We start from the raw sequence: 21,371 nt of genomic DNA, 5'->3' as shown, positions 1-21,371 counted from the left end.
CCCCTGTTGGACCTCTGCCGAAAAATCTCCCGCATTGCGATACAGGGCGGACTTGCCCACCGCGCGGGGGCGTTGGAGGATGGCTGCGTGAATCAGGATCCAGCTTCATGTTGACGACCACAACGAGGCCCGCCGGCGAGGATCTCGTCCGCCTCACAGGTGCCGGCGTGTACCGCGACGGGCGCTGGCTCGTGCGCGGCGTCGATCTTGCCGTGCGCCGGGGCGAGATCGTCACCTTGATCGGGCCGAACGGCTCGGGCAAATCCACCACGGCCAAGACCGCGCTTGGCATCGTCACGCCGAGCGAGGGCAAGGCGGAGCGCTGCCCCGGCCTTGCCGTCGGCTATGTGCCGCAGAAGCTCAGCATCGACTGGACGCTGCCGCTCACCGTCGAGCGGTTCCTCTCGCTCACCGGCCGCATTTCCTCGCGCGAGACCGACCGCGTGCTGGAGGCGACCGGCATTCCGCATCTAGGCCGCGCCGAGATGCGCAATCTCTCCGGCGGAGAATTCCAGCGCGCGCTGCTGGCCCGCGCCATGGCCCGCAAGCCCGACCTTCTCGTCCTCGACGAGCCGGTGCAGGGCGTCGACTTTTCCGGCGAGGTCGCCCTTTACGATCTCATCCGCCGCATCCGCGACGACATCGGCTGCGGCATCCTGCTGATCTCGCACGACCTGCATGTGGTGATGGCGGCGACCGACCATGTCGTCTGCCTCAACGGCCATGTCTGCTGCCAGGGCGCGCCGACGGCGGTCGCCTCCAGCGAGGCCTACAAGCAGTTGTTCGGCGCTCGCGCCGATGCGACGCTCGCCGTCTACGAGCACAATCACGACCACACCCATCTGGAGGACGGGCGGGTGCTGCATGCCGACGGCAGCATCACCACGCATTGCCATCCGGACGACGGTCACCACCATCACGATCACGACCACGACCACGATCATCACCACCACGATCATGATCACGACCATGATCACGGGGCAGGGGGCGCTGCCGCATTCCCGGCCGGAGGGCGCCATGCTTGACGACTTTTTCCTGCGCGCCCTGATCGCCGGCGTCGGCGTCGCCCTCGTTGCCGGGCCGCTCGGCTGCTTCGTCGTGTGGCGGCGGCTCGCCTATTTCGGCGACACGCTTTCGCATGCCGCGCTCCTCGGCGTGGCGCTCGCCTTCCTGATGCAGGTCAACATCACGCTGTCGGTCTTCACTGTTTCGGTGATGGTCTCGCTGGCGCTGCTCGGCCTGCAGCGGCGGGCTTCGCTGTCGTCCGATGCGTTGCTCGGCCTGCTCGCCCATTCCTCGCTAGCGCTCGGCCTCGTCGCGCTCGCCTTCATGAGCTGGGTGCGCATCGACCTGATGGGCTTCCTCTTCGGCGACATTCTCGCCGTTTCGAAGTTCGACATTCTCGCCGTCTATGTCGGCGGCGCCGCGGTGCTGGCCGTGCTGGTGACGATCTGGACGCCGCTCTTTGCGGCGACGATCAGCCGCGAGCTGGCCGAGGCAGAGGGCTTGCGCCCCGACCGGGCCAACCTGATATTCATGATCCTGCTGGCGACCGTCATCGCCATCTCGATGAAGATCGTCGGCGTTCTGCTGATCACGGCGATGCTGATCATTCCGGCGGCCACCGCGCGCCGCCTGTCCGGCGGGCCGGAGCAGATGGCCGTCATCGCGGCCCTTGTCGGGGCTATTGCGGTGGTCGGCGGCTTGTTCGCCTCGCTGGAGTGGGATACGCCGTCTGGGCCGTCCATCGTCGTTGCGGCGCTGGTGCTGTTTCTCGCCAGCCTGTCGCCCTTCGCCGAGAAGCTGCCGAAGCTGTTCGGCCGGGATGAAAAGGGCTCGCCCCCGGGGGAAGCCAAGTGATGAGGACCAGTCGATGAGCGGAGAAACCCTGTCCGGCCTGACCCGCAACCAGACGCTCGTCCTGTCGGCGCTGGAGCGCGCCGGCGCGCCCTTGAGCGCCTATACCATTCTCGACCAGCTGCGCGAGGAGGGCTTCCGCGCTCCGCCGCAGGTCTATCGCGCGCTCGACAAGCTGGTGGAAATGGGCGCCGTGCACCGGCTGGAAAGCCTCAACGCCTTCGTCGCCTGCCGCCATCCCGACTGCGAGGGCCACGAGACCGCCGCCTTCGCCATCTGCGAGACCTGCGGACAGGTCCGCGAGCTCAACGACGCGCATCTTGCCCACCACCTGCGCGATCTTGCCGGCAAGGACGGGTTCGTCGTGCGCAAGTCGACGGTGGAACTGCGCGGTACCTGCGCAACCTGTCTGGCTGCTGCCTAAGACAGGCAAGACTGTCTGGCTGCTGCCTGAGACAGGCACGACTGTCTGGCTGCTGCCTGAGGCGGGGCCTCAGCGCACCGCCGCGGCCGGTCCCGCCGCCTGCGGCAGGATGAAGGGAATCTCGCCCGCCGGCACCGCCGACACCCGCAACGGGTGGTCGAACGCCTCCGACACCAGCCGGTCGGTGATCACTTGCTTCGGCGTTCCCTGCGACAGCAGCCGGCCGCTTTTCATCACCAGGATATGGTCGGCATAGAGCGCCGTCAGGTTGAGGTCGTGCAGCACCGCGACGACGCCGCCGCCGGCCCGCGCATAGTCGGCCGCAACATCCATGATCAGGATCTGATGGCGGATATCGAGGCTGGAGATCGGCTCGTCGAGGAACAGCCAGCGCGGCACCCCGTCCGGGCACGGCTCCCACACCTGGCACAGCACTCGGGCGAGCTGCACCCGCTGCTGCTCGCCACCCGACAGCGAGTGATACTCGCGCGCGGCGAAACCGTCGAGATCGACCCGCTCCAGCGCCTCGGCGATGCGTCGGTGCGGCGAGCCGGCAGGGAGCACGCCGCGGCGGATGCCGAGCCGTACCACTTCGGCGACGGTCAGCGGAAAGGTCAGGCTGGCATGCTGCGGCAGCACCGCGCGCAGGCCCGCCAGCGCCTCCGGCGGCAGGTCGTCGACCTCAACGCCGTTGAGCCGCACCCGTCCGGTATGGGGCAGCTCGCCGGTCACCGCCTTCAGCGTCGTGCTCTTGCCCGAGCCGTTCGGCCCGACGATCACCGTCACCTGGCCGGCCTTGGCCGCGAAGGAGACATCGCGGACGATGGGCGTGCCGCCCAGCGACACGTGCAGCGCCTCGATCTCGAGAGTGTCGTTCGCAGGCGTGGTCATGAGGTGATCAGCCCTTTCCGCCGCAGCAGGATCCACAGGAAGAACGGCGCGCCGGCGAGCGCGGTGAGAATGCCGATGGGCAGCTCCGCCGGGGCGACGATGGTGCGGCTCACCGTGTCGGCGAGGATCAGGAGGCTGCCGCCGAGCAGGGCGCAGGCCGGCAGCAGGAAGCGGTGGTCCGGGCCGATGGTCAGCCGCAACAGATGCGGCACGACGATGCCGACGAAGCCGATGCCGCCGCTGACCGCGACCGAGGCACCGGTCGCCGCCGCCACCGCGACGATGGCGACCCGCTTCAGCCGCTGCACGCGAATGCCCAGATGCCCGGCCGCTGCCTCGCCCAGCACCAGGGCGTTGAGCCCGCTTGCCAGGAACGGCACGCCGATCAGCACCACGGCGATGATCGGCCCCGCCGCCAGGATCTTTTCCCAGTTGGCGCCGGCCAGCGAGCCGAGCCCCCAGAAGTTGAGATCGCGCAGCTGCTGGTCGTCGGCGACGAAGACCAGAAGGCCCGTGGCAGCCCCCGCCAGCGCCGCCAGCGCGATGCCCGCCAGCAGCATCGTCGCGATGGAGGTCATGCCGCCGCGCGTGCCGATCCGGTAGAGCACGAAGGTGGTGACGAGACCGCCGAGAAAGGCCGCCAGCGGCAGCGCGTAGATGCCGAGCACGGCAACCACCGGCGCGAGCGTCGTGGTGCCGAGCACGATCATCGATGCCGCGCCCAGCCCTGCGCCGGCCGACACGCCGACGATACCGGGATCGGCGAGCGGGTTGCGGAACAAGCCCTGCATCACCGCGCCCGAAACCGCCAGCGCCGCGCCGATCAGCGCGCCGAGCAGGACGCGCGGCAGCCGCACATCCATAAGCACGATCCGGTCGCGCAGCTCCGAAGGACTGGCCGCCTCGCCCTGGCCGAACAGCCCGTTGACGACGGCCGACAGGCTGATCTGCAGCGCGCCGGTGGTCAGCGAGAACAGCATCACCGCGACGAGCAGCACGGCGAGGCCGGCGATCACCAGCCGTGCCAGCGGCTCGCGGTCGCCAAGGCGCGCCCGGGCGGCCACCCGCTCGGGCAGCAGCCGTTCGGACAGGGACGAGGTGGTCAGGCTCACGGGGGGCGCCTCCTTCTACAGGCCCATGTCGGCCAGTTCCGCCGACAGGTCGCGCACGGCAGCGCCGGTGCGCGGGCCGAAACCGATCAGGTAGAGGCCGTCCATCTGGATCAGCCGCTTGTTCTGCCCGGCCGGCGTCTGGGCCAGCGCGGCATTGGCGAACACCTGCTCGGCGGAGGCGGTGTGGCCTTCGCCGCGGCTGATCATCAGGATCACGTCAGGGGCAGCGGCGATCAGCGCTTCATCGTTGATCTGCTTGTAGCCCTCGAACACGCCCATGGCGTTGGTCGCGCCGGCCATCTCGATGATGCCGTTGGCGGCCGTGCCCGTTCCGGAAGCGAGGATCCGCCCGCCGTTCATCGACAGGATGAAGAGCACGCGCGCATCGCGCCCGCGCGCCTTCGCTTCAGCCACCGCCGCGTCCAGTTCCGCGCCCACCTGCTCGGCAAGTTTCGCCGCCTTGTCGCCCGCGCCGATCGCCTCGCCCACCTTCTCGATCTTGCCGAGGATGCCGGCGCGGTCGAAGGTCTCGGGCACTGCGATGTAGGGCACGCCGGCCTCGCGCAGCACGGCCAGCGCCTCCGGCGGGCCGCTGCCTTCCAGCATCAGGATGGCGTCGGGCCGCACGGACAGCACGCCCTCGGGCGAAAGCGCGCGCATGTAGCCGACATCGGGCAGCTCGGTGGCCGCGTCCGGGAAGCCGCTGGTGGAATCGCGCGCCACCAACCGGCCTTCCTCGCCGAGCGCATAGACGATCTCGGTGACCGAGCCGCCGATGGAGACGATGCGCTGCGCGCCCGAGATGTCCGCGGCCTCTTCGGCAAAGGCCGGGGAGGCGGGCAGGGTGAGCACCGCCGCAAGCGCGATGCGGCGAAGCGCGCGGCCGAGCGGCCGTTGGGAAAGAAGGGTCATGATCCGTCCAGGCTTGTCGTGTTTCACTCGGCGGCGACGGTCTCAGGGCGCGCCAGCCCCTCGACCAGCTCGCGCCAGTCGGTGCGCTCGACCTTGCCTTCCTTGCGCACGCCGAAGAACTGGATGATCAGCGTGCCGTCGGCGTCATAGGCCTCGATGGAGGTCACATGGCCGTCGCTGGTCGGCTTGCGCACGGCCCAGGCCTCGCTGATGTGGTCGGTGCGCAGGTGCAGGTGGAAACCGGGATCCATCACGTTGATCCAGGGCCCCATCGGCGCGATCTTGGCGATGGGTCCGGAATGGATCTGGATGCAGCCGCGATTGCCGACGAAGCACATGATCGGCTGGCCGCTGTCGGCCGCCGCCTGCATCATTTCCGGCACCGCGCCCTCGGCCAGCGGCCAGGCATAGTCGTCGCCGGCAAGATTCAGCGCGTTCAGCCGGTGCAGGTCGAGGTCGCGCAGCATTCCGTGGAACTGGTGCGTGTCGGTCAGCGCCTGCCAGCGCTCGCGCAGCGCGTCTTCCTTGTCGCGCTCCAGCGCGGGCCGCGCGGAGATCTCGGCCGGTGTCACCTCGGTCAGAAGACCCGGCTCCTGATCGTCGGCCAGCAGGCTCTCCACCAGCGCGTTCCAGGCCGCCATGTCGGTGCCAGGGCGCGTATGCACCTTGTGCACCGCATCGCCATGGGCGTCGAAGAACTGCAGGCTGTGCCGCTCCACGCCGTCCTCGCCGGTCTTGGCGACGGCAAAGCCGTGCACCCACACGGTCGGGAACATGCGCGTGTCGATGTCCGCGCCCAGCATCATCGCCGCGCGCTTGCCGGGCACGAAGCGGTCGTAGACGCCGATCTTCTCGTGCACCGCGCTCTCGTTGCGGGTCAGCGCCATGACTTCGCCGACGCCGCCCAGACCCTTGAAGATCTCGTCGAAGCGGATCTCGATGCGGCTGACGCCCAGCCCGCAGAAGGCGGAGACGAATTCCGCCTCGCTCAGCTCCAGCATGCGGGCGAGGTCGCGCTCGCGCATCTTGGGGTTCTCGGCGCGCATGCGGCGGACGTGTTCGAAGTCGGTAGTTTCGCGAGTCATGGGGTCACCTTGTTGCAAGCGGCCGTGCCGCGATCCGCGCCTGGCGGTCTCGCGCCCATACGGGCCGGTCGTGTTCGACCTGGGCTTGCACCTTTCCCGGAAGGCTCCGGGTCCGGCGCGGCTCTGCGCGCCACCGCGGTTTTCCGGTGGAAAGGCTGTGCTGGCTAAGGTGCCGAACGGGTTGCCTGTGATCGGATTGCCGATCTCATACTTGACTCAATTACTCATGTTTTGTAACGACATCAATACCTGAGCAAGTTTCTCAAGTTTTATCAACATTCGACGAGCAAGCAAGCGCATGCCAGCGAGCGATCGAGCACGATTGGAGATGTCAAATGGGGCTGGCAGGCTCGTACAGGACTGAAAGGACGGTGGCGGGCAGGGCCGCTGTCCTGATGAGCGGCGTGGCATTTTGCGCGCTGAGCGGTGTTTCGGGCGCCTTGGCGCAGGACGTTGCGGCGGAGGGCGACACCGGTCGCGCGACCATGCTGCAGCGCGTCGTCGTCGGCGCCGGCGCCGAGAAGGTGGCGATCGACACGCCGCAGGCGGTGACCGTCCTCGATCAGGAAAGCATCGACGCCGAGCAGGCGACGACCATCGGCGAGCTGTTCCGCCAGGTGCCGGGCGTCACCATCGTCGGCAGTGACCGTATCGGCGGCCAGTCCTTCAACATCCGCGGCATTGGCGATCTCGGCTCGTCGGACGAATCGAAGATCATCGTCGCGGTCGACGGCGCGGTGAAGTTCTACGAGCAGTACCGCATGGGCTCGTTCTTCTCCGATCCCGAGCTCTACAAGCAGGTCGAAGTGCTGCGCGGCCCGGCGTCCTCGACGCTCTACGGGGCAGGCGCCATCGGCGGCGTGATCAACTTCCAGACCAAGGATCCGGAAGACTTCATCAAGCCGGGCCAGACCGCCGCCGTACGTCTCAAGACGATGTACGATTCCAACAAGGACGGCGCCATGGCGTCCGTCACCGCGGCCTATGCCTTCTCCGAACAGACCTCGATGCTGCTCAACGGCAACTTCCGCCGCTCCGGCGAGTACGAGAACGGCCTCGGCCAGCCGATCCCCGGCTCGGACTTCGAGTCCTTCTCCGGCCTTGCCAAGATCGTCCACCGCTTCGGCGACAACAACGAGCAGTCGGTCCGCCTGTCCTACGAGCGCTGGCAGAGCGATGCGGACGACACGGCCTACTCGCAGACCGGCACGCTGCCCTTCGGCACCATCGACCGCGAGATCCTCGACCAGACCGTCGTCTTCGCCTACGAGAACCCGGCCAGCGACAATCCCTGGCTCGATCTCAAGCTGAACCTGTCCTTCTCGGACACCAAGGTGAACCAGAGCAACGCCTCGGCGCCGATTCCCTCGCCGTTGTTCTTCGACAGCGAATACGGCTACCGCACCTGGTCGGGCCGGCTGGAGAACACCTTCGACTACGAAGGCGAGAACATCCGCAACTACTTCACCTTCGGCACGCAGCTCAGCTACCAGGAGCGTGTCGGCGACACCGTGTTCGGCAAGGTCTCGTTCCACCCCGAGGGCACGGACACCAAGGCCGGCTTCTTCGCGCAGAACGAGTTCATCTGGAACGACCGGCTGACCCTCATTCCGGGCGTGCGCGTCGACTTCGTCAATCTGGATCCTTCCAGCAGCGTCATCGGCGGCAGCCAGCGGCACGAGACGGCGTTCTCGCCCAAGCTCGCGGTCATGTACAAGCTGAACGACACGTTCTCGCTGTTCGGCTCGCTCGCCCATACCGAGCGCGTGCCGACGCTGGACGAGCTCTATTCGACCAACGTGCCGGACACCAGCTATCCGGGCGGACGGACGGTCAGCCCGAACCTGACCAAGGAAAGCTCGAACGCGGTCGAGATCGGCTTCACCATGCAGGCGTTCGACCTGTTCACCTCCGGCGACGGCCTGCAGGTCAAGACCACCGGTTTCTACAACGATCTGAAGGACATGATCGCGCCGAACCCGGCACGCGGCCAGGCGACCCCGGTCTCGTACTACGTCAACATCAACGCCGCCGAGATCATGGGCGTCGAGGTCGAGGCCTCGTACGACTCCGAGTTCTTCTTCGGCAGCCTGGCCTTCAGCCACATCCACGGCGAGGACAAGTCGACCGGCGCCACGCTGACCACCATTCCGGCCGATACGCTGGCCGTGACGCTCGGCGGTCGCCTGCCGGATTACGACCTGTCCTTCGGCTGGCGCGGCCTGTTCGCCGGCTCCATCGGCACCGGCGCCACTGCGCGGGCGGGCGGCTTCGGCGGCTATGCGGTGCATGACCTGTTCGCCGACTGGAAGCCGGACGAGGGCATGATGGCCGGTTTCGAGGTCCGCGGTGCCGTGGAGAACCTTTTCGACAAGCAGTATCGCAACAACCTCGCCGGCGATGACGGTAAGGGACGCACGTTCAAGTTGACTCTGGCCAAGACCCTTGGATGGTAAGGCGCATGGGAGAAACGAATGGGACGCAGACTTGAAATCGTGGCTGCGGCGGCTTTGACCGCCGCGGCCCTGTGGGCCGGTCAGGCGCGGGCGGCGGAGGAGGCTTCGCCCGAGGCGGCTTCCGTGTCCGGCCTTCACATCGAGCTGAACCGGGTTGCGGACAATGGCGGCGGCGGGTGCCGCCTGACCTTCGTTGTGCGCAATGCGACGGGCGGCGAGGTGCCGCAGCCGCGATTCGAGTTTGTGCTCTTCGACAGCGACGGGCTCGTCGACCGGCTGACCACCTTTGACTTCGGTGCGCTCGCGCCGGAAAAGACCTCGGTTCGCCAGTTCGATCTGGCGGGCGTCGCCTGCGGCAAGCTTGGCCGCATCCTCGTCAACGGTCCGGCCCAGTGCGGCGAGGGCGGTGCTGCTGCCCATTGCCAGGCGCAGCTGTCGCTCGCCAGCCGGGCCGAAATACCTCTCGGCCGCTAGGCTGAAACCCGATCGGCCTCAGGCCAAGAGAACTACACGGGCCGAACGGCCCCGGAACTTCATGAGCTGTTAGGAACGCACCCATGTCTTTCGCCGACATTCTCGCCTCGATCTCGGGCTTCCTGGAGCTCGGCGGCCCCGTCGTCGCCGTGCTCGCCGGCCTGTCCGTGATCGCCCTGACTGTGGTGATTCTGAAGCTCGTGCAGTTCTGGACGCAGCGGGTCGGCCGTCCCGGCCGGGCCGAGGCGGCCGTGCGCCTGTGGGGCCATGGTCGCCGCCGCGAGGCATGGCAGGCGCTCGGCGACATCCGCAGCGCCTCGGAGGAGGCCGTCGCCATCGCCATGCAGTCGGGCGAGGGCGGCGCTGCCGTCGACAAGGCGCTGGTGGAGGAAGACATCGCCCGCGCCGCGACCCGCCGCCTGCACCGCTACAATGCCGGCATGAAGGCGCTCGACGCCATCGCCCAGATCGCGCCGCTGCTCGGCCTGTTCGGCACCGTGCTCGGCATGATCGAGGCGTTCCAGAAGCTCCAGTCGGCGGGCAATGCGGTCGATCCGTCGCTGCTTGCCGGCGGCATCTGGGTGGCTCTGCTGACCACCGCCGTCGGCCTTGCCGTCGCCATGCCGGTCTCGCTCGTCGTCACCTATCTGGAAGGCCAGATCGAGAACGAGAAGGTCGCCATCGAGACGCTTGCCTCCGCCGTGCTGCTGGAGCAGGCGCGCGGCGGTGCCCGTGCGACGTTCGAGGAGGTCGAGGCGGGGGGCTACGAACAGGTGGCCAATGCGCATTGACTTCGCCAGTCCGCGCCGGCGCCGGCTGTCGCTGACATCGCTGATCGACGTGATCTTCCTCTTGCTGCTGTTCTTCATGCTGTCCTCGACCTTCACGCGCTTCGCGCAGGTCGATCTGGCGGCTCCCGGCGGCGGTACGGGCGGGGCCGTCACCCGGCCGGACATCTTCGCGACCGTCGATGCGAACGGCCTCACCGTGAACGGCACCCTTGTCGATCCTGAAGCACCGGGCACGGCCGTCTCCTCGCTGGTTGAGGCGGGGGCGAAGACCGCGCTTCTCGTCCCGCGCGAGGGCGCCCGCGCCCAGGATCTGGTGAGCGCGCTCGAGCTGCTGCGCGGCGGCGGCGAGCTCAAGGTGATCGTGGCGAGGCCGAAATGATCAAGGTTCGCCAGAAGCCGCCCAAGCGCCAGGCGGAAAGCACCATCTCGCTGATCAACATCGTCTTCCTGATGCTGATCTTCTTCCTCATCGCCGGCCAGCTCGCCCCGCCGGTCGACCCGGACGTGACGCTTGTCGAGACGAGTGAGGCGCCGCCGCTGGCCCCGCCCGATGCGTTGTTCGCCGACAGCGAGGGGCGCCTGTCCCATCGCGGTCAGCCGGTCGATATCCCCGCTTATCTCGCGGCGCTTGGGGCCATGGGGGAGGCGCAAGCGCCCCTCACGGCCGAGGGCGTGACTGCGCCCGGCGAGGATGCCGGCAATGGCGGCCCCAACGTGCTGCTGGCCGTCGACCGCGATCTCGATGCCGCGCGCATGCTGGAGATCGCAGACCAGTTGTACCGGGCCGGCGCCGGCAAGGTATCGCTCGTAACCAGGGGAGCTGAGTGATGAAGCTGAGACCGCATCATGTGGCAGCGGCTCTCATGATCTCGACGGCGGTTCACGCTTCGGCGGTCGCCGTCATCATGCACGAGAGTTCCGGGGTCCAGATCGAGGGCGGCGGCACCGTCCTGTCGGCCGAACTCGGCGATGCCTTCGTCGACGCGCTGCAGGCCGGCGCCGACGGCGAGCACACCGAGGTCAACAGCGAGACCTCGGAGGTGGTGACCCCCATCGACGCGCCGGAAGGCGAAAAGCCGGTGGAGCACGCCACGGCGCTGGAGGAATCCTTGAGCGAGGAGGCGACCGCGCCGGAGGTCCCGCACAGCGAGGCCGTGCCGCCGGAAGAGGTGGTCGAGGCGGTCCAGCCGCAGGCCGAGCCCACGCCGCAGGTGAGCGAAACCGCCGAGGCGAAGCCGATGGAGATGGCGGCCCTTGCTCCCGGCATTGTCGCAACGGCCGTGCCCACCGCCGTCGAGACCGCGACCGAGGTTCCCGAGGCCGCCCCCGTCCAGGCGAGCGTCTCGCCGGTCGAGGCGCAGCCCGCGCCCTCGACCGAGCGGCTCGAGGCGGCCGCCGCCGTGCCCATGCCGCAGGCCCGGCCGAAGGACCTGAAGATCGCCGAGGTCCGACGCGAAGCGCCGGCCCGCAAGGCCGATACCGTCAAGCGTCAGAAGGAGAAGGCCGCAAGCGTCCGCTCGAAGAAGACCACCAGCGGCCATGGCGGCAACTCGAGCGCTACGGCCAACAAGGGCGGCGCACAGCGTATCGGCAAGTCGAAGGAGTTCGGCAACGCCGATGCCTCCAGGTATCAGGATGCGATACACAGCCGGATCGAGCGTGCAAGGCGTCGTGGCAGGGTCGGCCGGATGCGTGGAAAAGCGGTGGTATCTTTCGTCGTTGCCAGCAATGGCGGGCTCGCCGGCGTGCGCCTGATACAGAGTTCGGGCAACGAGATCATCGACAAGGCGGCGTTGAAGACGGTGCAGCGGGCTCAGCCGTTCCCCAACATCCCGCCGGAGGCTCGCCGCAAGAGCTGGGCCTTTACGGTGCCGATCGAATACGAGTGATCTTGAGACGCCATTCTCGAAATTCGGCGATTTCGATACGGAATTTCGCAAAATTCGTCTCAAGGCATTTCAGGCCGGATATGCCCGGGCGGGACCACCGTCCGGGCATTCGCTTTTGAAGGGCTTGTCCCCGTCTCGTCGGTGCGGGCGGGGCGATGTCAGTACCGCCCGTCCGCGGCCGTCAGGTTGCGATGCGCCTTGTAGAGCTCGTGCGCCACTTCCGCCCGGTCGTCGCGGTTGCGCACCGCCATGTTGGTGTCGGCTGCGATGAGGCGCAGATGCGTGCGCAGGATTGCGGCGTGGTCGCCGCGCGAGACCTGGGCCATGCGGCCGATGGCCTGGATGAGGCGCAGCGCCACCATGACATTGCCGCTGGAGGCGCGCCGCATCGGATGCAGCGCCGTGCCGACGATCTCCTTCACCTCGATCAGCTCCAACCACACCCGCGGCTTGCCCTCCTTGTCGCAGATCAGCGAGGACGGCGCGCCGCGTTGCAGGATGATCGCCAGCGAGGCAGACAGCTGGTCCAAGGCACTGATTGCCGTATAGGAATCGTTGATGCCCGGCGACAGCGCCCGCAGCGCGATCTCGACATTGAGGTGGACGTTGAAGAGGATGTCCCCGTCGGCGGAGCGGGCATCGGCCAGCAGCACCGAGCGGTGCACCGCCTCCGCCAGCGCCTTTTCCTTGCCGTCGACCCGGTGGAGGATCGCAATCGGCGTGCCGGCAATGATGAAATGGCCGGGCCGCGCCACCACCTGCACGAAGCCGTCTTCCTCCACCGCATGCCGCAACAGGGCCTCCGCCTGAACGGCGGTGACATAGCCGGACGAGCGCGCCAGGACCGGCTCTCCCTCGCCTTGCGGAATGGCGTTGCGGTCGTCCGGTTCCTCCTTCGGCTCGTCGGCGAGCAGCCGGTCGATGGCCGAGCGCAGCGAGCGCTGGGTGCGGGCGATCTCGTTATCCACCATCACCCGGCGGGCCGTGTCATGCACGAAATACACGACCCAGAAGAAGCTGGTGGTGGCGAGGGCGATGGCGATCGCGACGGACAGGCGAGGCACTTCCTCGTCGCCCACCACATAGAGGACAAAGAGGGAATAGAGGAAAGTGGCGCCGAGCAGGCCGATGGTCGATTGATTGACACGATTGGCGGTAAAGGTTTCCAGCAGCCGTGGTCCGATATTACCTGCCGCCAGCGTGAAAACGACCAGGGTGAGGGAATAGACCAGACTGATCACCGTCATCATCGCCCCGGCGATGGTGCCCAGGACGGACCGGGCGCCGCTCGCGGAGATGTTGAGGAAGGGCAGCGCCTCGAAGACGGGATCGACGATATCCGTGCGGTCGATGGAGACCGCAAGACCGGCCAGCAGCAGGCCGCATAATGCCAGGACGGCCGGCACGAAAAGGAAGCCCCTAACCATGCGCTGCAACCGAAGCAGGGAAAGGCTCTTGAACACGACGTCTCCCGTGGATCATCCGTTTTTCGGGCAGGCGGCGCCGACCTCGTTGCCCGCAAGCCTATACGCTTGTTGCAGGGCGAGGCGAGGGGGGATTGCATTTGCCGCCGCTCTGCTGCTCGCCATGACGGCCTCCGGGGCCGGCGCCAAGGCGCCGTTGCCGCAGCCAAGACCCTACCAGGCCGTCCCCGCGCAGGACGGGCGGGGACAGGCAGAGGATATCCCGGCGCACAAACCGACAGTCGCCGGTGCCGCAGACAGCGCGGCCCTGCCGCGCCCCAAGCCGCTTGTCCCCGGTTTTGCGTCCGCCGGCCCGGCGGGCGATGCCGGGAACAGCCACTTCGCCTCCGCACCCACGGGCGGGGACAAGCCTGCGCCGGACAGCGAGGCCGTCACCGGGTGCATCGAGGCCCTGCGCCGCGTCGGCGCCACCTTCGAGCGGGTGCCGCCCGTCCCGGGGGCGGGCGCCTGCGGCATCGAGGATGCGGTCTCCGTCTCGGCGGTCGGAGGCATGGCGCTGGTTCCCGAAGCCGTGCTCTCCTGCGAAACGGCGGCCGTTGCCGCACGTTTCGCCGCGCAGGTCATCGCCCCGCTGGCCAGCTCCACCCTCGGTTCGGACGTGGCCCAGATCCGCGTCGCGGCCTCCTATCATTGCCGGGGGCGCAACCGCATCGCCGGAGCGCGGCTGAGCGAGCATTCCTTCGGCCGGGCCATCGATATCCGCGGGCTCATTCTGGAGGACGGGCGGGAGTTCGCCGTCGCCCCGCGCCAGACCGGCGGCGATGCGCGCGCTGCGACGAAGCTCCAGAAAGCGCTGCGTGCTGCGGCATGCGGACCCTTCACCACCGTGCTCGGGCCCGGCTCGGACGCCTATCACAACGATCACTTCCATCTCGACACCAAGCCGCGTCGTTCGCCCTATTGCCGCTAACTTGTTGAAGGTGAAAGACGCCTCGCACGCGCCGTGCGTCCGGAGCGGGGGCAGGTTCGAAAATCGAAATGGAAACATGATCTTGCCGGGTATTCTTGAATCTGAATTTCGTTCGAGAATGTCGTAAGATGCCCAGCACCTGAGCTCCGGGTGACTGGCGGGGAGCATAGCGCTTTCTCCAGGCGGGGCTGACACAGATCAAGGCGCGCCGCCCGGCATCTGTCAGGATCAAGCTTCGGTCTGCGGACCGCACCGTCCCACGCCCAGCGTTTTTCGAGGCCGCCGTGACCAAGCCTGCGCAAAAGAAAACGGAACTCCTTGCCGGGACCGCCCTTGCCGCGGTCGGCACTCCGCCGACCGTGCCGCCGGCGGCGGTGCGGGGCCCGCAGGAGCCTGCCCGCCATCTGCACGAAACGATGGATCGCAGCGTGCGCGCCGCCGTTGCGCGGGTGACCGGCGGGCTTTCGCCGCACGCCTTCATGGAGGCCTGGAGCGACTGGGCGCTGCACATGAGCCGGGCGCCCGGGCGCCAGCTGGAGCTGCTTGAACGAGCACAGGAAAACGCGCTGAAACTGGCGGCGGCCTGCATGCCGGGTGCCGAGGGCGAGGCGAGCGCGCCCTTTGTCCCGAAGGATTTCGACCACCGTTTCGAGCATCCCGGCTGGGAGCAGATGCCGTTCCGCGTCTGGAAACAGGGCTTTCTTGCGGTTCAGGACTGGTGGGACCACGCGACCGACCGCCTGCGCGGGCTGGAGGAGCAGGATGCCAACCGCACCCGCTTCATGGCGCGGCAGATGCTCGACCTCGTCTCGCCCTCCAACTTCCCCTTGACCAATCCGGAGATCATCGAGACGACCGTCCGGCAGGGCGGGCGCAATTTCGTGGAAGGGGCGACGCATTTCTCGCAGGACATGGTCAAGACGCTGACCCAGCGCCACGACCCGCCGCCCGAGGGCTACAGACTGGGCACCGACCTTGCGTGCACGCCCGGAACGGTCGTTTACCGCAATGATATCATTGAGCTTATCCAGTATGCGCCGGCGACCGGGACGGTGCAGGCCGAGCCGATCCTGATCGTTCCGGCCTGGATCATGAAGTACTACATCCTCGACCTGTCGCCGCGCAGCTCAATGGTGAAATACCTCGTCGAGCAGGGCTTCACGGTCTTCATGATCTCCTGGGTGAACCCCACCGCCGAACAGGCGGACCTGTCGCTGGAGGACTACCGCACGCGCGGCGTCATGGCCGCGCTGGACGCCATTTCGACCATCGTTCCGGAGCGCCGCATCCATGCCGTCGGCTATTGTCTCGGCGGCACGATGCTGGCGATTGCCGCGGCCACGATGGCGCGCGACTGCGACGAGCGCCTTGCCTCGATCACGCTGATGGCCGCGCAGGTGGATTTCGTCGAAGCCGGGGAATTACTGCTCTTTCTCGACGAGAGCCAGGTGGCGTTCCTGGAGGATATGATGTGGGACCAGGGTTACCTGGACCGCCCGCAAATGGCGCGCACCTTCGCCGCGATCCGCGCCGAGGACCTGATCTATACCCGCGCCGTGCGGCGCTATCTGCTTGGCCAGGACGATCTTCCCACCGACATCGGCGTCTGGAACGGGGATACGACGCGGATGCCGGCGCGCATGCACTCGCAGTATCTGCGCGGTCTGTTCCTTGAAAACCGGCTCACCGCCGGCCGTTTTGCTGTCGAGGGACGCGTCATCGCCCTGAAGGACATCTCGGCGCCGATGTTCGTCGTCGCCACCGAGACCGATCACATCGCCCCGTGGAAATCCGTCTACAAGACCCAGCTTTTCACCAACAACGACCTGACCTTCGTGCTGACAAAGGGCGGGCACAATGGCGGCATACTGAGCGAGCCGGGCCATCCCCGCCGGCACTATCGCCTGTCGCATCGCCCGGCCGGCGCCCATTATTCCGGCCCCGACGGCTGGCAGGAGCAGCACCGGCCGCGTCCCGGCTCCTGGTGGCCGGAATGGTCTTCCTGGCTTCTTGCCCGCAGCAGCGGAGAGGGGATACCTCCGGCCATCGGCGCGCCGGACAAGGGGTTACCCCCGCTCGAACCGGCTCCCGGCAGCTATATCCATCTGGCCTGAAGGCCAGTTGGGGAAGGGGATAAAAACATGAGTGAAATACTCTTGAATTAGCTCTCCCGTCGGAGTAGCTCTCGCGCATCCCCCTCAGATGCGCGGACTAATCCTCATGTCTTTCAGACTTCCCCTTGCCGCCGCCACGCTCGCTCTGGCCTCTCTCGCCCTCTCGCCGGCCCAGGCCGGGCCGACCAGCTATCCGCTGACGATCACCAATTGCGGTGTGGAGGTCACGATCGAGAAGGCGCCGCAGCGGGCGGTTGCACTCGGCCAGAACAGCGCGGAAATCCTGCTGCTGCTGGGACTTCAAGACCGTCTCGTTGCCTCCGCCTTCTGGCCGACCAAGGTGCTGCCGGAGCTCGCCGAGGCGAACGAGAAGGTGAAGCTGCTCACCGTGGAACTGCCGACGCTGGAGTCGATCCTGGCACAGGAGCCGGACTTCATTGCCGCCCAGCTGCCGTTGCTGCTCGGGCCCGACAGCAAGGTGTCCAAGCGCGAGGATTTCGATACGCTCGGGATCCCGAGTTACCTGGCTCCGGGCATCTGCAACACGCGCAAGGACACCGGCGACTTCTATGGCAGCCGCCAGCAGCTTTGGAACATGGACCTCCTGTACCAGGAGATCGAAGAGCTTGCGCGGATCTTCGACGTTGCCGACCGCGGCGAGCAGCTGATCGCCGAGTTCAAGAAGCGCGAGGCGGACCTGCGTGCCCGTTTCGGGAACAACCCGGACCTGACCTTCCTGTTCTGGTTCTCCAGCCCGTCGGTGGCTGACAATGCCTATCTCGGCGGCAAGAACGGCGCCTCCGGCTTCATCGCCGATGTGCTGGGCGGTCGCAACGCCATCACCACCGAGACCGAATGGCCCACCGTGGGCTGGGAAGGCATCATCGCCGCCAATCCGACGGTGATCGTTGCTGCCTCCCTCGACCGTGATCGCTGGGATCTCGACAAGGTGGAAAACAAGATCGCCTTCCTGAAGAGCGATCCGACGGTCAGCCAGATGGAGGCCGTGAAGAACGGCTATATCGTCACCATGAACGGGGCGGCGATGAACCCGACCATCCGTACCATCGATGGCGCGGAGGAAATCGCGGTCCAGCTCGAGGCGCTCGGGCTGCTGAAGTGAGGATATCCCCGTCCAGGGCGAGCCTGCGGTTCGCGGTATTGCTCGTGGGGTCGCTGGCAATCCTGATGCTGGCGATCGCCACGGCCGTGGGGATAGGCGAGATGCATATCCCGCTGCGAACCGTCGTGCTCGCCGTGACCAACCAGTTCGGCTGGACCTCCGCGGAGATCAGCCGCATCCAGGCCAGCGTCATCTGGGACCTGCGGCTCAGCCGTGCGCTCGTCGCCGCCCTTTGCGGCGCGGGCCTGGCTATGTGCGGTGCTATCCTCCAGTCGTTGCTGCGCAATGCGCTGGCCGAGCCCTATGTGCTCGGCATCTCGGCCGGCGCCTCCACGGGGGCCGTCGCGGTCATTATCCTCGGTGTCGGCGCCGGCGCGGTCACGCTCTCGATGGGCGCCTTTGCCGGGGCGCTGGCGGCCTTCGTCTTCGTGGCGGTCCTGTCCGGCGGCGGGCGGGGCGGGGCCGACCGTACCATCCTGTCCGGCGTCGCGGCCGCCCAGCTTTTCAATGCGCTCACCGCCTATGTCGTCACCACCTCGGGCAATGCGCAGCAGGCGCGCGACGTGATGTTCTGGCTGCTGGGGAGCCTCGGCGGCGTGCGCTGGCCGGAGTTCCAGTTGCTTGCCGTGGTGATCGCGCTCGGTCTTGGCATGTGCATCTGGTATGCACGCGCGCTCGATGCCTTCACATTCGGCGATGATGCCGCCGCCTCCATGGGCATACCCGTGGAGCGGGTCCGCATTATCCTCTTCACTGTCACCGCGGTGATGACGGCGACCATCGTCAGCATGGTCGGGTCCATCGGCTTCATCGGCCTCGTCGTCCCGCATGCGGTGCGCTTCCTCATCGGGCCCGGTCACATGCGCCTGCTGCCGGCCTGCCTGCTGGTCGGCGCCGTGTTCATGGTGCTGGCCGATATCGTCTCGCGGAGCATCATGGAGCAGCAGACCCTGCCCATCGGCATCGTCACGGCGCTGGTGGGCGTGCCGTGTTTTGCGCTGATCCTGTACCGCGCGAGGCCTGCGACATGAGCGTGCGTGCCGAAAATCTGGTGTGGCGCGTCGGGCGCAAGACGATCGTCGACGACGTGTCGTTCGATGTCGAGCCTGGCAAGGTGCTCGGGTTGCTGGGGCCGAACGGCTCGGGAAAGTCGTCGCTGCTGCGCCTGCTCGCCGGGCTGCGGCGCCCGGCGTCCGGGCGCGTGCTGCTCGACGAAACGGATATCGCGCGCACCGGCCGCCGGGAGCTGGCGCGGCGCGTGGCGCTGGTTCAGCAGCACGCCGCGACCGATGTGAACGTGACGGTGGAGGATGTGGTGCGCCTTGGCCGCACGCCGCATCGCGGCCCGCTTGCGGCCTGGAAGCCGGCCGATACCGAGGCCGTGGACACCGCTCTGGAACAGGTCGGTATGACCGGGTTTCGCCGCGAGGCCTGGCAGAGCCTGTCGGGCGGCGAGCGCCAGCGTGTCCACATCGCCCGCGCACTGGCCCAGCAACCGCGCGAGCTGTTCCTCGACGAGCCGACCAATCACCTCGACATCCAGCACCAGCTCGACCTGCTGCGTCTCGTCGCGCAGCTGGGGCTGACGACGATCGTCGCGCTGCACGATCTCAACCATGCGGCGATGTTCTGCGATCGGCTGCTGGTGCTGCACCGGGGACAGGTTGTCGCCAGCGGCGTGCCCGCCGACGTGCTTACCCCCGATCTGCTCCGCGAGGTCTTCCGCGTGGATTGCGACTTCCTGAATTCGGACGACGACGTCCTGCGCATCCTTTTCAGGAAATAGAGCCTGCCGGATCAGAACCGGACGGCAAGGCCCATTCTGCCGCCGGCCGAGGCCTGGCCATCTCCCTCGATGTTGAAGAGCAGTGCGCCATCGAGGCTCCACATGCCGCCATTGGTGAGTTCCACGCCGGCGCCGAGCGAGCCGAAGGCCCCGGATCCGCCGAGCCCTGCGAAGCCGCCCGTCAGCGCGACGCTCGGGGTCACGACCATGCCGTCTTCGAGGATAAACTGCCGGGCAAGCTCGGCGCCCAGGCTGACGCGCAGCTGTTCGACCGTGAAGCCGTCCATTCCCACGACGTTGCCGGCCGCGTTCCTGACGCTGTAGTCGTCGATCTTCTCCGACAGGTAGACCGCCCGCAGCTTGGGCGCCAGCGTCGTCGCTTCGTCGAGCTGCCACACGCCGGACAGCGATGTATCGAACATCCACCGGCTGGTGTCGAACCTGCCGTCCCAGAACCGCGTGTCGACATCGTTCGACGATCCGCCGTAGAGCAGACTGGTATCCCAGAACACGCCGCGGCCGAGTTCGAACGAGGCATAGGGGCCGACGAACCAGCCGTTGCCCGTCAGCCGCGCATCGTCGCGGGTCGGATCGCTCATCCGGTCGAAGTGGAAGGAGACGCCGATGAGGGCGCGCTCAGACAGCAGATAGTCCGCACCGGCCGAGAACAGCGCGAAGGTGCCCCAGCGGCTGTCGTTCGCATTGCGATTGTGAACGGCGAAGGTGCCATCGACCCACACGTTGAAGGCGGAGGTATCGACACCGAGGCTGCGTTCGATCGCGTCGCTCGCCGCGGACATCTGCGCCAGGCTGGTCGCGAACCCGAGCGTCACTCCCTGCGAGGAGGGCATCATCCGCATGTTGATGACATCGCGCGCCGATTTCATCTGCCGCCGCTCGCGCAGACCCGGGATCTTGATCGTGGAGCTCAGCAGGTTCTGGCGCGTCTGGACGAAGTCATGGACCAGCCCGTGGACTTCGTTGGCAACGGCCTGCGGATCGTAGCCCAGGGAGTAGACCACCGTGCCCACATTGGACGTGCCGAGCGAACTGGTGAGGGTGAAACGCACCCGCACCTGGCCCGAATAGGTCGGGTTCGGCGTGAACTTCAGATAGAAGCCGACCGGAGCGGGGGCGCTGTCGAGCTGTGCGAACTCGCCATAGACGATCTGGGCCGTGCCGCCATTGGCCGGCTCGACCGAGACGATGGCCGCGGATTGGAACGGTCCACCCGTCGCGCCGCTCGTCAGGTTGACGTTCGGCGGCGTCGAGCCCGGCGGCACGGTCACGTCCTTGTCGCTCACCGTCACGGTCTGTTCGTCGACGGTCAAGGTGTAGGCTGCAGAACCCATGACGTTGTTGGCATCGCGCGCCTGGATCGTGAAGCTGTAATTGCCCTCGGTATCGGGATCCAGCGGGCCGTTCAGCTGGCCGGTCGAGATGTTGAGCACCAGGCCATCGGGAAGACTTCCCGAGGCGACGCTGTAGATATACGGCGCCGTGCCGCCGCTGGCGGTGATCGAGGTGGTGTAGTCCTCGCCGGCAGTTGCTTGCGGCAGCGCACCTCCGGCCGGTGTGAGCGCAATGACCACCGGCGCGGCATCGACCTGGATGGAATAGGCCGCATTGCCGGTGTCGCTGTTGGCATCCGTCGCGGTGACGGTGAAGTTGGCCGTCTCCGCCGTGGTCGGCGTGCCGGTGAGAGCACCGTTCGAGGCGAGGGTCAGGCCGTCGGGCAGGGCGCCAGAGGTCACCGCATAGGTGTAGGGGCCCGTGCCGCCGGAGGCAGAGAACGTCTGGCTGTAGGCGGTTCCGACTTCGCCATTGGTGAGGCTTCCGGCTGCCGGCGTGAGCGCAATGACCACCGGCGCGGCATCGACCTGGATCGAGTAGGCGGCGTTGCCGGTGTCGCTGTTGGCATCGGTCGCGGTGACGGTGAAGTTGGCGGTCTCCGCCGTAGTGGGCGTTCCGGTGAGGGCGCCGTTCGAGGCGAGGGTCAGGCCGTCGGGCAGGGCGCCTGCGGTCACCGCATAGGTGTAGGGCCCGGTGCCGCCGGAGGCCGT

21 protein-coding genes are annotated in these 21,371 nt (G+C 67.4%); 15 read left to right on the top strand and 6 right to left on the bottom strand.

The genetic code is table 11. The annotated features are described in order from the left end of the window. Positions 1-107 precede the first annotated feature (107 nt). From ACVJ6E_RS00105 to ACVJ6E_RS00090, 4 genes are read left to right on the top strand one after another with little or no spacing between them, the layout of a single operon-like run. Entirely contained in the window at positions 108-1,025 is a 918-nt protein-coding gene (locus ACVJ6E_RS00105) for a metal ABC transporter ATP-binding protein (RefSeq protein WP_120268155.1), read from the top strand. Next, entirely contained in the window at positions 1,018-1,860 is an 843-nt protein-coding gene (locus ACVJ6E_RS00100; RefSeq protein ID WP_120268401.1) for a metal ABC transporter permease, read from the top strand. The genes ACVJ6E_RS00105 and ACVJ6E_RS00100 overlap by 8 nt, the downstream gene beginning before the upstream one ends. A gap of 13 nt (positions 1,861-1,873) precedes the next feature. Further along, positions 1,874-2,281, top strand: coding sequence for a Fur family transcriptional regulator (locus tag ACVJ6E_RS00095; protein ID WP_067222566.1), 408 nt, complete (start codon positions 1,874-1,876; stop codon positions 2,279-2,281). Beyond that, on the top strand, positions 2,254-2,394 hold the full coding sequence (locus ACVJ6E_RS00090; RefSeq protein WP_120268400.1) for a pentapeptide repeat-containing protein: 141 nt from the start codon (positions 2,254-2,256) through the stop codon (positions 2,392-2,394). The genes ACVJ6E_RS00095 and ACVJ6E_RS00090 overlap by 28 nt, the downstream gene beginning before the upstream one ends. Here ACVJ6E_RS00090 and ACVJ6E_RS00085 read toward each other — a convergent pair. From ACVJ6E_RS00085 to ACVJ6E_RS00070, 4 genes are read right to left on the bottom strand one after another with little or no spacing between them, the layout of a single operon-like run. Further along, complete coding sequence (locus ACVJ6E_RS00085; RefSeq protein WP_120268154.1) at positions 2,351-3,172, bottom strand: heme ABC transporter ATP-binding protein; 822 nt, start codon at positions 3,170-3,172, stop codon at positions 2,351-2,353. The genes ACVJ6E_RS00090 and ACVJ6E_RS00085 overlap by 44 nt on opposite strands. Next, positions 3,169-4,263: a FecCD family ABC transporter permease gene (locus ACVJ6E_RS00080; RefSeq protein ID WP_491676404.1), complete on the bottom strand. Its 1,095-nt coding sequence runs from the start codon at positions 4,261-4,263 to the stop codon at positions 3,169-3,171. The genes ACVJ6E_RS00085 and ACVJ6E_RS00080 overlap by 4 nt, the downstream gene beginning before the upstream one ends. A 36-nt stretch (positions 4,264-4,299) precedes the next feature. Next, positions 4,300-5,196 carry an ABC transporter substrate-binding protein gene (locus tag ACVJ6E_RS00075; protein WP_120268153.1) on the bottom strand — a complete coding sequence of 299 codons (897 nt, stop codon included), beginning with the start codon at positions 5,194-5,196 and terminating at the stop codon, positions 4,300-4,302. Positions 5,197-5,219: 23 nt separating this feature from the next. After that, positions 5,220-6,281: a ChuX/HutX family heme-like substrate-binding protein gene (locus ACVJ6E_RS00070; protein WP_199681046.1), complete on the bottom strand. Its 1,062-nt coding sequence runs from the start codon at positions 6,279-6,281 to the stop codon at positions 5,220-5,222. Between the two features lie 395 nt (positions 6,282-6,676). On the opposite strand from ACVJ6E_RS00070, the gene ACVJ6E_RS00065 reads away from it, so the two are divergent. From ACVJ6E_RS00065 to ACVJ6E_RS00040, 6 genes are all read left to right on the top strand, one after another. Continuing rightward, on the top strand, positions 6,677-8,737 hold the full coding sequence (locus ACVJ6E_RS00065; RefSeq protein ID WP_120268152.1) for a TonB-dependent receptor domain-containing protein: 2,061 nt from the start codon (positions 6,677-6,679) through the stop codon (positions 8,735-8,737). A gap of 18 nt (positions 8,738-8,755) precedes the next feature. Beyond that, positions 8,756-9,211, top strand: a complete 456-nt coding sequence (locus ACVJ6E_RS00060; RefSeq protein ID WP_120268151.1) for a hypothetical protein — start codon at positions 8,756-8,758, stop codon at positions 9,209-9,211. An 83-nt stretch (positions 9,212-9,294) separates the two neighbouring features. Continuing rightward, positions 9,295-10,002 (top strand): MotA/TolQ/ExbB proton channel family protein, encoded by a 708-nt coding sequence (locus tag ACVJ6E_RS00055; RefSeq protein ID WP_120268150.1) that lies wholly within the window; start codon positions 9,295-9,297, stop codon positions 10,000-10,002. Next, on the top strand, positions 9,992-10,381 hold the full coding sequence (locus ACVJ6E_RS00050) for a biopolymer transporter ExbD (protein WP_120268149.1): 390 nt from the start codon (positions 9,992-9,994) through the stop codon (positions 10,379-10,381). The genes ACVJ6E_RS00055 and ACVJ6E_RS00050 overlap by 11 nt, the downstream gene beginning before the upstream one ends. Next, on the top strand, positions 10,378-10,830 hold the full coding sequence (locus ACVJ6E_RS00045) for an ExbD/TolR family protein (RefSeq protein ID WP_120268148.1): 453 nt from the start codon (positions 10,378-10,380) through the stop codon (positions 10,828-10,830). The genes ACVJ6E_RS00050 and ACVJ6E_RS00045 overlap by 4 nt, the downstream gene beginning before the upstream one ends. After that, the gene (locus ACVJ6E_RS00040) at positions 10,830-11,891 is read left to right on the top strand and encodes a TonB family protein (RefSeq protein ID WP_120268147.1); all 1,062 of its coding nucleotides are present in this window, start codon (positions 10,830-10,832) and stop codon (positions 11,889-11,891) included. The genes ACVJ6E_RS00045 and ACVJ6E_RS00040 overlap by 1 nt, the downstream gene beginning before the upstream one ends. A 158-nt stretch (positions 11,892-12,049) precedes the next feature. Here ACVJ6E_RS00040 and ACVJ6E_RS00035 read toward each other — a convergent pair whose 3' ends face one another. After that, positions 12,050-13,354, bottom strand: a complete 1,305-nt coding sequence (locus ACVJ6E_RS00035; RefSeq protein WP_208996652.1) for a DUF2254 domain-containing protein — start codon at positions 13,352-13,354, stop codon at positions 12,050-12,052. A gap of 124 nt (positions 13,355-13,478) precedes the next feature. Here ACVJ6E_RS00035 and ACVJ6E_RS00030 point away from each other — a divergent pair, with 124 nt between their 5' ends. The 5 genes from ACVJ6E_RS00030 to ACVJ6E_RS00010 all read left to right on the top strand — a co-directional run bounded on the left by ACVJ6E_RS00030 (position 13,479) and on the right by ACVJ6E_RS00010 (position 19,308). Beyond that, positions 13,479-14,285: an extensin family protein gene (locus ACVJ6E_RS00030; protein WP_158592649.1), complete on the top strand. Its 807-nt coding sequence runs from the start codon at positions 13,479-13,481 to the stop codon at positions 14,283-14,285. Positions 14,286-14,569: 284 nt separating this feature from the next. Further along, entirely contained in the window at positions 14,570-16,399 is a 1,830-nt protein-coding gene (locus ACVJ6E_RS00025) for a PHA/PHB synthase family protein (RefSeq protein WP_491676376.1), read from the top strand. A 106-nt stretch (positions 16,400-16,505) separates the two neighbouring features. Continuing rightward, complete coding sequence (locus ACVJ6E_RS00020) at positions 16,506-17,522, top strand: ABC transporter substrate-binding protein (RefSeq protein WP_120268144.1); 1,017 nt, start codon at positions 16,506-16,508, stop codon at positions 17,520-17,522. Continuing rightward, positions 17,519-18,553: a FecCD family ABC transporter permease gene (locus ACVJ6E_RS00015; protein WP_491676375.1), complete on the top strand. Its 1,035-nt coding sequence runs from the start codon at positions 17,519-17,521 to the stop codon at positions 18,551-18,553. The genes ACVJ6E_RS00020 and ACVJ6E_RS00015 overlap by 4 nt, the downstream gene beginning before the upstream one ends. Then, positions 18,550-19,308: an ABC transporter ATP-binding protein gene (locus ACVJ6E_RS00010; RefSeq protein ID WP_120268143.1), complete on the top strand. Its 759-nt coding sequence runs from the start codon at positions 18,550-18,552 to the stop codon at positions 19,306-19,308. The genes ACVJ6E_RS00015 and ACVJ6E_RS00010 overlap by 4 nt, the downstream gene beginning before the upstream one ends. 11 nt (positions 19,309-19,319) lie before the next feature. Here ACVJ6E_RS00010 and ACVJ6E_RS00005 read toward each other — a convergent pair. Continuing rightward, the coding region (locus ACVJ6E_RS00005; protein ID WP_491676374.1) for a putative Ig domain-containing protein at positions 19,320-21,371 on the bottom strand (2,052 nt) is incomplete at its 5' end.

The organism is Stappia sp. G46H5W (genome assembly GCF_058448995.1).
This window is presented reverse-complemented; position numbering and strand designations above follow the sequence as displayed.

Bases quoted from the DNA above. Each gene is read 5' to 3' on its own strand.
- ACVJ6E_RS00030 (WP_158592649.1), top strand. From the start codon at position 13,479: ATGACGGCCTCCGGGGCCGGCGCCAAGGCGCCGTTGCCGCAGCCAAGA.
- ACVJ6E_RS00045 (WP_120268148.1), top strand. From the start codon at position 10,378: ATGATCAAGGTTCGCCAGAAGCCGCCCAAGCGCCAGGCGGAAAGCACC.
- ACVJ6E_RS00075 (WP_120268153.1), bottom strand. From the start codon at position 5,196: ATGACCCTTCTTTCCCAACGGCCGCTCGGCCGCGCGCTTCGCCGCATC.
- ACVJ6E_RS00060 (WP_120268151.1), top strand. From the start codon at position 8,756: ATGGGACGCAGACTTGAAATCGTGGCTGCGGCGGCTTTGACCGCCGCG.
- ACVJ6E_RS00055 (WP_120268150.1), top strand. From the start codon at position 9,295: ATGTCTTTCGCCGACATTCTCGCCTCGATCTCGGGCTTCCTGGAGCTC.
- ACVJ6E_RS00070 (WP_199681046.1), bottom strand. From the start codon at position 6,281: ATGACTCGCGAAACTACCGACTTCGAACACGTCCGCCGCATGCGCGCC.
- ACVJ6E_RS00020 (WP_120268144.1), top strand. From the start codon at position 16,506: ATGTCTTTCAGACTTCCCCTTGCCGCCGCCACGCTCGCTCTGGCCTCT.
- ACVJ6E_RS00100 (WP_120268401.1), top strand. From the start codon at position 1,018: ATGCTTGACGACTTTTTCCTGCGCGCCCTGATCGCCGGCGTCGGCGTC.
- ACVJ6E_RS00095 (WP_067222566.1), top strand. From the start codon at position 1,874: ATGAGCGGAGAAACCCTGTCCGGCCTGACCCGCAACCAGACGCTCGTC.
- ACVJ6E_RS00065 (WP_120268152.1), top strand. From the start codon at position 6,677: ATGAGCGGCGTGGCATTTTGCGCGCTGAGCGGTGTTTCGGGCGCCTTG.
- ACVJ6E_RS00010 (WP_120268143.1), top strand. From the start codon at position 18,550: ATGAGCGTGCGTGCCGAAAATCTGGTGTGGCGCGTCGGGCGCAAGACG.
- ACVJ6E_RS00040 (WP_120268147.1), top strand. From the start codon at position 10,830: ATGAAGCTGAGACCGCATCATGTGGCAGCGGCTCTCATGATCTCGACG.
- ACVJ6E_RS00105 (WP_120268155.1), top strand. From the start codon at position 108: ATGTTGACGACCACAACGAGGCCCGCCGGCGAGGATCTCGTCCGCCTC.
- ACVJ6E_RS00085 (WP_120268154.1), bottom strand. From the start codon at position 3,172: ATGACCACGCCTGCGAACGACACTCTCGAGATCGAGGCGCTGCACGTG.
- ACVJ6E_RS00050 (WP_120268149.1), top strand. From the start codon at position 9,992: ATGCGCATTGACTTCGCCAGTCCGCGCCGGCGCCGGCTGTCGCTGACA.